This window comes from Demequina mangrovi, from assembly GCF_000759715.1.
In the GTDB taxonomy this organism is placed as follows: domain Bacteria; phylum Actinomycetota; class Actinomycetes; order Actinomycetales; family Demequinaceae; genus Demequina; species Demequina mangrovi.
Genome location: NZ_BBLU01000007.1, coordinates 107,387 through 120,460, shown reverse-complemented (window position 1 = coordinate 120,460; position 13,074 = coordinate 107,387). Strand labels below are relative to the sequence as shown.

General features: G+C 71.4%; 10 protein-coding genes. 3 read left to right on the top strand and 7 right to left on the bottom strand.

Annotated elements, in window-relative coordinates; translation table 11 throughout:
* The first annotated feature begins 65 nt into the window (after window positions 1-65).
* Both TR42_RS08190 and TR42_RS08185 read left to right on the top strand, forming a co-directional pair.
* Window positions 66-1,028 (top strand): ParA family protein, encoded by a 963-nt coding sequence (locus TR42_RS08190; RefSeq protein ID WP_425305734.1) that lies wholly within the window; start codon window positions 66-68, stop codon window positions 1,026-1,028.
* Window positions 1,025-2,047, top strand: coding sequence for a ParB/RepB/Spo0J family partition protein (locus TR42_RS08185; RefSeq protein WP_042214779.1), 1,023 nt, complete (start codon window positions 1,025-1,027; stop codon window positions 2,045-2,047). The genes TR42_RS08190 and TR42_RS08185 overlap by 4 nt, the downstream gene beginning before the upstream one ends.
* Before the next feature lie 61 nt (window positions 2,048-2,108).
* Here the strand turns inward: TR42_RS08185 and TR42_RS08180 are convergent, their stop codons facing one another.
* The 7 genes from TR42_RS08180 to TR42_RS15220 form a co-directional block, all read right to left on the bottom strand.
* Window positions 2,109-3,053, bottom strand: a complete 945-nt coding sequence (locus TR42_RS08180) for a D-alanine--D-alanine ligase family protein (protein ID WP_052405829.1) — start codon at window positions 3,051-3,053, stop codon at window positions 2,109-2,111.
* 16 nt (window positions 3,054-3,069) lie between these two features.
* Window positions 3,070-4,380, bottom strand: coding sequence for an aminotransferase-like domain-containing protein (locus tag TR42_RS08175; RefSeq protein ID WP_042214776.1), 1,311 nt, complete (start codon window positions 4,378-4,380; stop codon window positions 3,070-3,072).
* Window positions 4,381-4,443: 63 nt separating this feature from the next.
* Window positions 4,444-5,772, bottom strand: coding sequence for a thioredoxin-disulfide reductase (gene trxB / locus TR42_RS08170; protein ID WP_042214774.1), 1,329 nt, complete (start codon window positions 5,770-5,772; stop codon window positions 4,444-4,446).
* Window positions 5,773-5,880: 108 nt separating this feature from the next.
* Window positions 5,881-7,296: a protein kinase family protein gene (locus TR42_RS08165; protein ID WP_042214771.1), complete on the bottom strand. Its 1,416-nt coding sequence runs from the start codon at window positions 7,294-7,296 to the stop codon at window positions 5,881-5,883.
* A gap of 31 nt (window positions 7,297-7,327) precedes the next feature.
* Window positions 7,328-9,025 (bottom strand): murein biosynthesis integral membrane protein MurJ, encoded by a 1,698-nt coding sequence (murJ, locus tag TR42_RS08160; RefSeq protein WP_042214770.1) that lies wholly within the window; start codon window positions 9,023-9,025, stop codon window positions 7,328-7,330.
* A 1-nt stretch (window position 9,026) separates the two neighbouring features.
* Window positions 9,027-10,985, bottom strand: a complete 1,959-nt coding sequence (locus tag TR42_RS08155) for a DUF6049 family protein (protein ID WP_042214768.1) — start codon at window positions 10,983-10,985, stop codon at window positions 9,027-9,029.
* On the bottom strand, window positions 10,982-11,419 hold the full coding sequence (locus TR42_RS15220; protein WP_342341833.1) for an NUDIX hydrolase: 438 nt from the start codon (window positions 11,417-11,419) through the stop codon (window positions 10,982-10,984). The genes TR42_RS08155 and TR42_RS15220 overlap by 4 nt, the downstream gene beginning before the upstream one ends.
* Window positions 11,420-11,608: 189 nt before the next feature.
* Here TR42_RS15220 and TR42_RS08145 point away from each other — a divergent pair, with 189 nt between their 5' ends.
* Window positions 11,609-13,069, top strand: a complete 1,461-nt coding sequence (locus TR42_RS08145; RefSeq protein ID WP_042214767.1) for a CCA tRNA nucleotidyltransferase — start codon at window positions 11,609-11,611, stop codon at window positions 13,067-13,069.
* Window positions 13,070-13,074: the final 5 nt, after the last annotated feature.

The window sequence follows — 13,074 nt, the reverse complement described above, 5'->3', positions numbered from 1 at the left end:
GCATGTCAGTACCGCCGTACGCAGAAGGGAACTGGGTGTCCAGCGACAACATGCACGATCCGATCGTGTCAGGTGACCCACTGGGCGGCAGCGCCACCGCTGTTTCACGTGAAACGGGAGATCCGTTCGATGGCCTCGCGGACGATGCCGGCAGCCCCTTGGCAGCCGAGATGATGGCCACCGAGCGGCACAGGCGCGAGCTGGAGGCGGCCGACTTCCCGAAGCCCCCTCGCACCCGCATCATCGCCGTGTCCAACCAGAAGGGCGGGGTAGGGAAGACCACCACCTCCGTCAACGTGGCTGCGGCGCTGGCCAAGCGCGGCGCGAACGTGCTCGTGGTCGATGCCGACCCGCAGGGCAACGCCTCGACGGCGCTGGGTGTCGAGCACCGCTCCGGCACCCCCTCGATCTACGAGGTGCTGCTCGACGACACCCCCATGCACAAGGTCGCGCAGCGATGCCCCGACATCGACACCCTGTGGTGCGTGCCGGCCACGATCGATCTCGCGGGCGCGGACATCGAGCTCGTGTCGGTGGTGCGGCGCGAGTTCAGGCTCCACGATGCGCTCAAGGAGCTGCTCGAGGGTCACGGCAAGGATCTCGACTACGTCTTCATCGACTGCCCTCCGAGCCTGGGGCTCCTCACGCTCAACGCCATGGTCGTCGCCACCGAGGTGATGATCCCCATCCAGTGCGAGTACTACGCGCTCGAGGGGCTGACCCAGCTCATGCGTACCGTCGAGATGGTGCGTAAGCACCTCAATCAGGGCATCCATGTGTCGACCATCGTCCTCACGATGTACGACGGCCGCACCAACCTCGCGCGCGAGGTCGCGAACGAGGTGCGCTCGCACTTCCCGACCGAGACGCTCGAGCAGACCGTGCCGCGTTCGGTGCGCGTCTCGGAGGCGCCCGGCTTCGGCCAGACTGTCATCACACATGACCCCCATTCCTCGGGGGCGGTCGCCTACACGTCGATCGCACGGGACATCGCGGTGCGGGGCGCCGCGGGAGCGGAGAGCAAGTGAGCAAGGCGAAGCGCGGTCTCGGACGCGGTCTGGGCGCACTGATCCCGACGGAAGCGGAGTCCTCTGCGGTCGCGACAGCGGATCCGGCGGCGCCGCCGGCGCGCGAGCGTCCGCGCGACGTCTTCTTCTCCGACACGTCGACCTCGCAGATCCCCACGATCACCGAGGTCTCGGAGGACGGGGAGCTGGTGCCGGTCCCGGGTGCGTCGTTCGCTCACATCGATCCTCACGCCGTGGTGCCGAATCCTCGTCAGCCGCGCACGGTCTTCGACGAGGACGCCCTCGCCGAGCTGGTCGCGTCGATCCAGGAGATCGGCGTCCTGCAGCCCATCGTGGTGCGCCCCAACCCCGCGGGGGAGGGCTACGAGCTCATCATGGGTGAGCGCCGTCTGCGCGCGACCAAGGAGGCCGGGCTCACCGAGATCCCTGCCATCATCCGCTCGACGGACGACACGGACATGCTCCGTGACGCGCTCGTGGAGAACCTGCACCGCAGCCAGCTCAACCCTCTCGAGGAGGCGGCCGCCTACCAGCAGCTTCTCGAGGACTTCGGCATCACGCATGAGGAGCTCGCGACGCGGATCTCCCGGTCGCGTCCGCAGATCTCGAACACGCTGCGCCTGCTCAAGCTGCCCGCGACGGTGCAGCGACGTGTCGCCGCCGGTGTGCTGAGCGCCGGCCACGCCCGCGCGCTGCTCGGACTCGACTCTCACGAGGCGATGGAGCACCTCGCGAACCGCATCGTGGCCGAGGGCCTCTCCGTTCGCGCGACGGAGGAGGCCGTCGCTCTCGGCGTCGAGGCGCCGAAGGCGCGCCGGGGCGCGACGCGACCGGGGGGCAGGACCGAGGCGCTCGACGAGCTCGGGGGCCGGCTGGGCGATCGCTTCGACACCCGCGTGAAGATCAAGCTGGGCCGCTCGAAGGGATCGATCACCATCGACTTCGCGACCGTCGACGACCTCAACAGGATCGTCAACATGATCGACCCTCAGGACCCAGGCGTCCTCGCGCAGGGCTGACCCGCACAGCAGAGAAGAAGCCCCCGGTGCCAACGGCGCCGGGGGCTTCTTCGTGCCCGATTCAGCGGGTCGCGCCGCGCGCCGCCGCCGTGTCGACCACCTCGCGGTACACGCGACCGAGGTCGAGGCCCGCGGCCTCCGCGGCCTGCGGGAAGAGCGAAGTCTCGGTCATACCAGGGGTGATGTTGATATCGATGACCTGGGCGACGCCGGTCTCGTCGAGGATGAGATCGATCCTCGAGAGGTCGCGGAGGTCCATCGAACGATGCACGGCGAGCGCGGTCGTCGCGGCTTCGGCGGCCTGCGACTCGGTGAGGCGCGCGGGAGCGAAGTACTCGACGCGTCCCGGGTTGTAGCGGGCGTCGTAGTCGTAGGCGCCGTCGGTGACGGTCTCGACGGCCGGCAGGACCCGCGCATCGTCCCCGGTGCCCAGCACGCTCATCGCGACCTCGGTGCCGGGGATGTGCTTCTCGACCAGCGCGGTGTCGCCGTAGGCGAAGCAGTGCACCATCGCGCGTGCGAGGTCGCCGCGGTCGTGGACGATGGAGACGCCCAGCGCGGAGCCGCCGCGGACCGGCTTCACCACCACGGGCAGTCCGAAACGCGCGACCACGGTGTCGAGCACCTGCTCGGCTCCGACCTCCCGGAACAGGGACTGCGGCAGCGTCACGTGATCGGGCGTGGAGATGCCGCTCCGGGCCATCACGGCCTTGGAGACCGCCTTGTTCCAGGCGACGCGCGCCGAGGGCGAGGCGGTGCCGACGAAAGGCACGCCGACCAGCTCGAGGAGCGCCTGAAGCGACCCATCCTCGCCGGTGGCACCATGAACAAGGGGCCAGACGACGTCGATGTCGCCGTGGCGGAGCGTGGGGATGAGCTCGGTGTCGACGTCGACCATCGTCACCTTGTCCACCGTGGTGCGCAGCGCCTCCATGACGCGACGGCCGGACCTGATGGACACGTCCCGCTCGTGTGAGAGCCCCCCAGCGAGGATCAAGGCATGCATGAATGTCCCTTCGTGCTCAGAAGAGGTCGGGTGACGGGAAATCGACGGCATCCGCGCGGCCGCCGCCGGCGGTGCCGAAGATCTGGACCGTCTCGAGCTCGGCGTCGACCACGGTGGCGAGGCGACGCACGCCCTCGCGGATGCGGTCCGGGGTGGGGAAGCAGTACGACAGCCGCAGGTGGTCGGTGCCCGAGCCGTCGATGTAGAACGCGCTGCCCGACACGTACGCGACGCGCGCGGTGATGGCGCGGGGGAGCATGGACTTGGCGTCGAGGCCCTCCGGGAGCTTCACCCAGACGTAGAAGCCGCCGTCAGGCACGTTCCACGACGCCTCGGGGATGTGCTCGCCGAGCGAGGAGATCATGGCGTCGCGACGCTCGCGGTACTGGACCTGGAACTTCTTGATCTGGCCCTGCCAGTCGAAGTGCTCGAGGTACGAGGCGATCGCCATCTGGGACGCGTTGGAGGGCGAGAGGATGGCGGCCTCGGAGGCCAGCACCAGCTTCTCGCGAACCGCGTGCGGGGCGACGGCCCAGCCGACGCGGTACCCGGGTGCGAAGGTCTTCGAGAAAGACCCCAGGTAGATCACACCTTCGGTGCTCATCGAGCGCATCGCCGGCAGCGGCTCCGTATCGAATCCGAGCAGTCCGTAGGGGTTGTCCTCGAGCACGAGGACGCCGTAACGCTGGCAGATCTCGAGCACCCGCGGGCGGCGCTCCAGGGACAGCGTGACGCCGCCGGGGTTGTGGAAGTTGGGGACCGTGTAGAGGAACTTCACGCGCTTGCCTGCGGCGGCGAGGCGGCCGAGCGTCTCCTCGAGCGCCTCGGGAACGAGCCCGTGCGCGTCCATGGGCACGTGCACCACCTCGGCCTCGTGCGCCCGGAACACCCCGAGCGCACCGACGTATGACGGCGCCTCGGCGACGATCACGTCGCCCGGGTCGATGAAGACGGTGGTCACCAGGTCGAGCGCCTGCTGGGAGCCGGTGGTGACCACGACATCGTCCGGATGCGCGGAGATGCCCTCGAGGGCCATGACGTCGAGGATCTTCTCGCGGAGCAGGGGATCGCCCTGGCCGGAGCCGTACTGCAGCGCGACCTCGCCCTGCTCGACGATGAGCCGTCGGGTCATCTCGCCGAGCTCCTCGAGCGGGAGGCCGCCGATGAACGGCATGCCGCCGGCGAGGGAGACGACCTCGGGGCGGCTCGCCACCGCGAAGAGCGCTCGGATCTCCGAGGCGCGCATCTGGTGCGCGCGCTGCGCGTACGACCCGTACCAGGGGTCGAGGCGGGTGCCCTCACGAGGGGTGGGAGTGCCGTCGCTCATGGCGCAAGTCTGGCACGGACGCCGGGGTCCAGCCCGCAGGCGGGTGGACCCCGGCGACGCCGGCTACGAGGAGACGGGCGCGCCCAGGACCTCGTCGAAGAGCTGGATCAGCGCGGGCTTGGGACGCGCGCCGACGACGGACTTCACCACCTGGCCGTCCTTGAAGAAGCTCATGGTCGGGATCGAGGTCACGCCGTAGGCCATCGCGAGCTCGGGGTTCGCGTCCGTGTCGACCTTGACCACCTTGAGCCGGCCGGCGTACTCCTGCGCGAGCTCGTCGAGGAGCGGTGCGACGGCGCGGCACGGACCGCACCACGTGGCCCAGAAGTCGACCACCACGGGCACGGAGGACTGCAGCACCTCGGCCGGGAACGAGTCGACGGTCGCGTCGACAGGCGCGGTGGGCAGCTCGGCCTCGGCGGCGGCCTCCTTCGCGACCTCGACGGTCTCGGTCGTGACGTCGGTGAGCGTGTCGAGGTGGTGCTGGGCGTCCAGCGCCGCGGCGCAGCCCGAGCCTGCGGCGGTGATGGCCTGGCGGTAGCGGTTGTCGACCAGGTCGCCGCACGCGAACACACCGGAGATGTTGGTCGCGGTGGTGCGTCCCAGGACCTGCACGTACCCCTCGGCGTCGGTGTCGATGACGCCCTTGACCAGCTCCGAGCGCGGCTCATGACCGATCGCGACGAACAGGCCCGTCGCGGCCAGCGTCGACTCCTCGCCGGTGACCCGGTTGCGCACCCGCACGCCGGACAGCTTGTCCTCGCCGTCCAGGCCGGTCACCTCGGAGTTCCACACGAACTCGATCTTCGGATCCGCGAAGGCACGGTCGGCCATGATCTTCGACGCCCGCAGCTCGTCCCGACGATGCACCAGGTACACCTTGGACGCGAACCGGGTCAGGAACGTGGCCTCCTCGACCGCGCTGTCGCCACCGCCGACGACCACGACCTCCTGATCACGGAAGAAGAACCCGTCGCACGTCGCGCACCACGACACACCCTTGCCCGACAGACGCTTCTCATCGTCCAACCCCAGCTCACGGTAGGCCGACCCCGTGGCCAGGATGACCGCCTTCGCGGTGAACGTGCCCGACATGCCCGTCACCACCGACTTCACATCCCCCTCCAGGTCCAGGGACGTCGCATCGTCGAAGATCACCTCGGCACCGAAACGCTCCGCCTGCGCCTGCAGGGTCTCCATCAGCTCCGGACCCTGAACGCCCTCGACGAAGCCCGGGAAGTTCTCCACCTCCGTGGTGTTCATCAACGCCCCACCCGCCGTGACCGACCCCGCCACCACCAACGGCGACAGACCCGCACGCGCGGCATAGATGGCAGCCGTGTACCCGGCAGGACCGGACCCGACGATGATGACGTTGCGGATGTCGCTCACGATGATTCCTCGTTCGATGGGGCCTCACCGGTGACGGCGAGGCGGCGTTCTCAGAACAGATGGTAGGCGGACGATGTTCCCGTTCCCCATGGCGTTCGCCGCGGGTGATCAGGCGGATGGGTCGGGCGAGGGCGTGAGGGTCGCCGTCACGGCCGGATTGGGGATGCTGGACGGGTCCTGCTCGATCACGATGGCAGGGTCCAGCGGCGAGTCGAGCCACCCGAAGGCGAGCAGCACCGCGAGCACGAGCGAGAAGAGCGCGATCGCGATCACCACGCGCGCGCCGTTGAGCGGTCCGCCATGGATGGCGCGCTCCCGAGCGCGGCGCAGGCTCCGGGCGACCAGCGGATTGCCGGGCCAGCGCCGATGGAGCGCGGCGAGCACCGACTCCCAGGTGCCGGGCTCGCGCGTCCGGTTCTGCTCCGCGACCATGATCTCGAGGGTGTCGAAGGCCGCCTCGTGGCGGTCCGCGGGCCGGGCGACCTCGGGGATCGACTCCGTCACGGGCTCAGGCTCGTCGAGCGGGAGCGGCTCCTCCTCGACCTCCTGCTCCGGTTCGGCGGGCCCGACCACCGTCGCGACGACGGTGCGCAGACCCTCGTGAAGGCCGGGCTCCGACCGCGCCTCCGCGATCGCCTCGTCGGCGGACCGCTGCGCGACCACGAGCGTCTCCGCGGCCACCAGCGCGCGTGCGGCGGCGCGTGCCTCCTCCTCGCGCCGTGCGGCCTCCTCGGCCTCCCGCTGCGCGCGTTCGGCGGCCTCGCGCTCGAGGCGCGGGGTGAGGGGGAGCGTGTCGACCGTCGAGGCGAAGTCGACGAGCGCGCGCGAATCGGCGCCCGAGAGCGCTGAGACCAGCTCCGCCAACGTGTCGGGGCCGGTGCCCTGGAGCGTCTCGAGCACGAGACCGCGTGCGGAGGCGGGGATCCCGTCGGGAAGGTCGTCCGCGGTGGCCTCGCCGACGTCGATGCCGGTGAGCGCGCGGACGAGGATGGCCGCGACGGCGCGCGCATCGGCCTTCTCGGAGGGCGCCGGGACCAGGCCGGCATGCGCCGCCACGTGACCGTCGACGCCGAGGCCGGCGATCACCACGCGTCCACGCGGCGACACGGTCACGCAGGCGGGACGGACGAATCCGTGCGACATGCCGGTGGCGCGGGCGACGGTGAGGGCGCGAGCGGCACCCGCGGCGATCGCGAGGGCGCGGCGCGGCTCCACCCGATGCCGCGCGAGCACGTCCGAGAGGCGTGCGCCGGGGACGTGCTCGACAGCGACGTACGTCACGGGTCCGTCGGGTGCGTCCTCCTGGCCCGCGGAGACGATGCGGGCGAGGCGGGGGTCGCGCAGCCGCGAGGCACGGGCCGCCTCGGTACGGACGTCTCCCGCGAGCTCTCCGTCGACGATGTCGACGAGGGTGCGTCGACCGAGCCGCGAGTCCTGGGCCAGGTACCGCTGGATGCCGGGGATGTCGTGGTCGACTTGCTCGAGCAGCGTGAGACGCGCGCCCAGAATCGTGCCCGGTTTCACCTGCGTCGTACCCCTCTGGTCGTTTCGGTCACTATCGTACGGTGCGCTTCAGACGGCGGGTGAGGGGGGCGAACAGCTCGCCCGCCTCGGGGACCCGCAGCAGCCGCAGCAGCAGCCAGTAGACGAAGCCCATGAGCGGGATGAGCACCGCGAGGGCGCCGAACGCGACGAGCAGGCTGCCCATCCTGTCGTCCGGGTCCGGTGCGGGGATGAAGCGCAGCAGCGACCAGCCGACCAGACCCGTGACCACAGCCCCGAGCGTGGCGCGCAGCATCACCGAGGCGGTGCGGCGCCCGTCGAGACCGCCGATGCGACGCCGGACGCCTGCCGCGCGCAGCGCCACGCCGACCACGTTCGACAGGCTCAACGTCAGCGCAACCCCGGCCGTCCACCACTCCCGCGCCAACAGATCCTGCGCGAGGATCATTCCGGCCAGCCAGGCCACGGTGACGGGGATCTGGATGTAGAAGACCGCGCGACCGTCCTCGAGCGCGAAGAACACGCGCTTGAACACCGACAGCAGCGCGAGCGGCACCGCGCCGAGCGAGAGGCCCATGAGCACGTACGCGACGGACATGACCTCGGCGTTGGGCTGCACCGGCAGCGCGATGCGGACGATGGCGGGGGCGAGGGCGAAGAGGACCGCGGTCGACCACAGCGAGAACACCGTGACGATGCGCATGCCGCGCACCGTGGTCTCGCGCAGCGCATCCGTGTCCTTCGCCGCGGCGTGCCGAGCCATGGGGGTGGCGAGCGCGGTGACGAGCGACACCGTCACCAGCGAGTGCGGCACCAGGTACAGCATCATCGCGTTGAAGTAGGCGGCGTTCCCGGCGATGTCGACATCGGCGCCGCCCGCGTTCGCGGAGGACGCGATGCGGGTCGCCATGATGACGCCCACCTGGTCGAGCAGCACGGCGCCGAGCGCCCATCCCGCGACCGAGGTGACGCCGCGGAGCTCCCCCTTCGGGCCCGTCCACACCGGCTTCCAGCGGTACCCGCCCCGCATGAGCGGCCAGATGAGGATGAGCGACTGGGCCGCGATGCCGAGCGTGGCGGTGCCGGCGAGGATCGCGATCTGCGTCGGTCCCCACCCGCCGAACTCCGCGCCCGCGACGAACGCATCGTCCGCCAGGTACCCGCCGTAGGCCACCAGGTACACGGCGAGGCCGACGATCGACACGATGTTGTTGAGTACCGGCGCCCACATGTACGGCCCGAACTGCTCGCGCGCGTTGAGCACCTGCCCGAGGATCGTGTAGAGGCTGTAGAAGAACAGCTGGGGGATGACCCAGAAGGCGAAGCCCACCGCGAGCTGGCGCTGCTCCGCGCTCCAGTCCTGCGTGTAGAGGGCGACGAACACGGGGGCCGCGAGGGTGAGCACGGCCGTGAGGCCCAGCGAGCCGAAGACGCCGAGCGTGACCAGGCGGTCGACCGTGCGCTTGCCGTCCGGACGCCGGAACGCCCGCACGATCTGCGGGACGAGCACCGCGTTGAGGACGCCCGCCGCGATGACGGCGTAGAGGGCGTTGGGGATCTTGTTGGCGACGTCGTAGGCGTTGGCCGCGATGGTGTTGACGCCGATCGCCCCGGCGAGCATCGCGTTGCGTACGAAGCCGAGGGCGCGGGACACGAACGTGCCCGAGGCCATCACCAGGGTGTTGCGGCGGAGCGAGGCGGGGCGCGGCGGCTCCTCGGTCCCGGGGGCCACGGCGTTGTCCTCGGTCATGTCAGGCCTCCCCGTCGCCCGTCTGCGCCGTGCGGGTGTCCTTGCGGCCGCGGCGGATCGTGCGGATCACGCCGAGCACGAGCATCGCGATCAGCCCGACGGTGAAGACCGCCGTGACCGCGGTGCCCCAGTCCGCGCGGACGCGGACCGACATCGTCACCGGCGCCGCGATGGCGGCTCCCTCGACGTTGCGCAGGACGGTGCGGGCGCGCACGTTCGCGGTCGACACCGCCGACACCTCGACGGGGACCGTCGTGGTCGAGCGCGGCGGGACCGTAACGGTCGGCGCGTCCCGGATCTGCAGGTTCGGGGAGAACGAGGTCATGTCGACCACCACGGTCGCCTCGACGTCGAGGTCGTTGACCACCGTGACGGGGAGCGCGCCCTTGTCCGCGATGAAGTTGATGTCGGAGCCCGCCGCGACGTGCAGCGCGTCGAGCGTCTCGTCGATCGAGGTGGTCGCCTCGGTCAGGCGAAGGTCGCGTGCCACCTCGTCGCCGCGCAGGGAGCGCGTGAGCGGAGAGAGCACGGCCTGCCCGCCGGGCCCCATGATCGCGTCGGGGTCCTCGGCCACCGCGCTCAGCTCGATGAGGTCGGCGAGCCTGGTGCGGAGCCCCGCGATCGCGGGTGCGCCGAGATCGTCGCCGGCGTCGAGCGTCTGCTCGGGTCGGTACGTGGCCAGGTCCTCCTCGCGCGCCAGCGCTGTCACGCTCACCGGCGCGACGAAGGGCGCGGAGAGGAGCGCGGTCAGGGCTTCGGTGGCCCCAGCATCGCCCGGTGTCCAGGTGTCGCCCGTCCACACGAGCACCGGACCGTCCGCGCCCGCGGCGGTGAGCGCGCCGGCGGCCACCGAGAGCCCCACCGCGCCGGGGGAGAGCGAGGCGTCCGCGACCGCGTAGCCGGACAGGAAGGAGTCGGGAGAGAGCAGCGGGAGCCGGCTGCCTCCTCCGCGCCCGAGCCGAGCCGCGGGCGTCACGTCGCCCGCCTGGCCGTCCACGGCGTCCTCGGTCACGAGCAGCGCACGAGCGCCCTGCGCCGCGGCCAGGGCGATCGTGTCGCGATCGACCGTGCCGACGATGCCGAGCCACGGCAGGCCGGCGAGCGCGCCCGAGCCGGCCTCGGCGGAGCGCTCCAGGGAGTACTCGAGCAGCGCGGAGTCCTCCGCATGAGCGAGCGAGACGAGGTCGGGATCCTGAGCGGGGAGCGTGAGGATGTCGCGAGCCTTGGCGTCGAACGTGCTGGTCCCGAGGACCGACAACGCCGTGCCGTCGACCGCGAGGGTCACACCGTCGATGTTCGAGGCGGACGCCACCGCGCGGGCGCGGGTGCTGAGCCCCGAGGCCGTGGCCAGGGTCGCGAGCTCGAGCTCGGGGACCTCGGCGTCGCTCCAGGTGACGGCGCCGGTGAAGACGACCGACGTGTCAGTCTCGGTGCGGAGCTCGACCTGGACGCCGTGGACGCCCCAGGCGTCGGTCTCGAAGGGCAGGCGCTCGGGGTTGGCGTCCACCTCGACCGTGGTCGACGAGCCCGCGTGGAAGCGCGTGACCGTCTCGGCCTCGGTCTCGTCGGTCGCCGGCTCGAGGGTGACCTCAAGGCCCAGCTCCTGCCGGCCGACGTCCTTCATGGCCGCGGGCTCGCCTGCCAGGAACTGGGCGAGCGCGGCGCGGTCCGCGAACGGCTGCCGGGTGAGCCGCAGCACCACGAGCGCGTCGTCGACGTCGGTGGTGCCGAGATTCTCGACCGCGACCGTGGCGGAGACGTCGTCGCCGTCCTCGAGCAGCGCGGCGGGTGCGGCGAGCACCTCGGCCTCGAGACCGAGCTCGTCGGGAACCTCGGTAGGGCCAGGCGCGCCTGCGGCCGCGGAGGTGCCGAGCATCGCCAGCGCGAGCGTCGCGACGGCGGCGAGCGTCCGCCGCGTCGCGGGACGCGCGCGGGTGCCGCGCATCGTCCGAGCGGTCACGGCGCGATCGCGAGGAGGCGCGCGGCCGCCTGCGCCATCTTCCGCTCGTTGGGGTAAGCGAGCTCGCGGGTGAGCTCGTTCACCGCGATCCATCGGGCGACCTCGGCCTCGTGATCGGGATCGTTCTCGGTGGTGATGATCCCGCCCTTCGCCTCGAGCAGGTAGTGATGCACCACCTTGTGGACGCGGCGGTCGTCGCCGGTGAACCAGTAGTCGATGATCCCGAGGGGCTGGATGATCTCCGCCGTGATCCCCGTCTCCTCCGCGACCTCGCGCACGGCCGCGATCTCGGGGGTCTCGCCCTCCTCGATGTGGCCCTTGGGCAGGCACCACTCGAGGCGTCCCGCGCGGTTGCGGCGGCCGATGCACGCGGCGTACGCGACGCCGTCCTCGACGCGCACGGCGATGCCGCCCGCCGAGGTCTCGTTGCTCACCGGAAGGTGCGGGGCACGGTGTGCCACCCCGTCGCGACGAGGCCGGACGCCGGCTCCCTGCGGAGGCATCGGCATGGGGCCGGGACGCGGGACGGGGGGCGTGGGCATGGGGCAACTCTAACGACCCCGCGGGTGCGTGCAGGGAGGCAGGACCGGGTCCGGGCGCTCCCCGTCTGGGACACTGGTGCGGTGACCGCCGCTTCCGCCACCCCGCCCACGCTCGACGTGCTGCGCCGTCGCGCCGCCGGACTGTGGGCCGCGCTGCCGCCGGAGATCGGTGCGCTCGCGCAGTCCTTCGCCGACGCCGGGCACGAGCTTGCGCTCGTCGGCGGACCGGTGCGCGACGCGTTCCTCGGCCGCTCGAGCGCGGACCTCGACTTCGCCTCGTCCGCGCGTCCGGACGAGATCGAACGCCTCCTCAAGCGCTGGACCAGGGCGACCTGGGACATGGGGCGCGAGTTCGGGACCATCGGCGGACGGCGGGGCGACCTGGTGGTCGAGATCACCACCTACCGCGCCGACGAGTACGACGGCGAGACCCGCAAGCCCGTGGTGGCCTTCGGCGACTCGCTCGAGGGAGACCTCGCCCGCCGCGACTTCACCGTCAACTCGATGGCGGTGCGCCTGCCGTCGATGGAGTTCGTCGATCCGTTCGACGGGCTCTCCGACCTCGCGGGGGGCCTGCTGCGCACGCCCATCGACCCCGCGGTGTCCTTCGGCGACGACCCGCTGCGCATGATGCGCGCCGCGCGCTTCGCCTCGCAGCTGGGCTTCGAGATCGAGCCGGGCACGTTCTCCGCGATGGCGGAGATGGCGGACCGGCTCGCGATCGTCTCGGCGGAGCGCGTGCGGGACGAGCTGGTCAAGCTCATGCTCGGCAGGTCGGTTCGGGAGGGACTCGCGGCGCTCGTCGACTCGGGGCTGTCCGCCCATGTGCTGCCCGAGCTGCCCGCCCTCAAGCTCGAGGTGGACGAGCACCACCATCACAAGGACGTCTACGAGCACACCCTTACGGTGGTCGAGCAGGCCATCGCGCTCGAGACTCCGGCGGAAGGGCCGGTGCCCGGCCCGGACCTGGTGCTGCGCCTCGCCGCGCTGCTCCACGACATCGGCAAGCCGCCCACCAAGCGCCTCGAGCCGGGCGGCGGGGTCTCCTTCCACCACCACGAGGTGGTCGGCGCGAAGATGGCGGCCAAGCGGCTCAAGGCGCTGCGCTTCGACAAGGACACGGTCAAGGCGGTCGAGCACCTGGTGTTCCTGCACCTGCGCTTCCACGGCTACGCGGACGCCCGGTGGTCGGACTCGGCCGTGCGGCGGTACGTGGTCGACGCGGGAGCGGAGCTCGAGCGGCTTCACCGGCTCACGCGGGCGGACGTCACCACCCGCAACCGCCGCAAGGCCGAGCGGCTGTCCTTCGCCTACGACGACCTCGAGCACCGCATCGCCGAGCTGCGCGAGCAGGAGGAGGTCGACGCGATCCGCCCGGACCTCGACGGCACGCAGATCATGGCGATCCTCGGCATCGCGCCGGGCCGCGAGGTGGGTCAGGCGTACAAGCACCTGCTCGAGCTGCGCATGGAGCACGGCCCGCTGGGCGAGGAGCGAGCCACGGCGGAGCTGCGCGCCTGGTGGGAGTCGCGCGAAGCCTGACCCGC

What these genes read in the sequence shown, in the direction of transcription:
- TR42_RS08180 (WP_052405829.1), bottom strand. Translation starts at nt 3,053, where the DNA reads ATGCATGCCTTGATCCTCGCTGGGGGGCTCTCACACGAGCGGGACGTG.
- TR42_RS08175 (WP_042214776.1), bottom strand. Translation starts at nt 4,380, where the DNA reads ATGAGCGACGGCACTCCCACCCCTCGTGAGGGCACCCGCCTCGACCCC.
- murJ (WP_042214770.1), bottom strand. Translation starts at nt 9,025, where the DNA reads ATGACCGAGGACAACGCCGTGGCCCCCGGGACCGAGGAGCCGCCGCGC.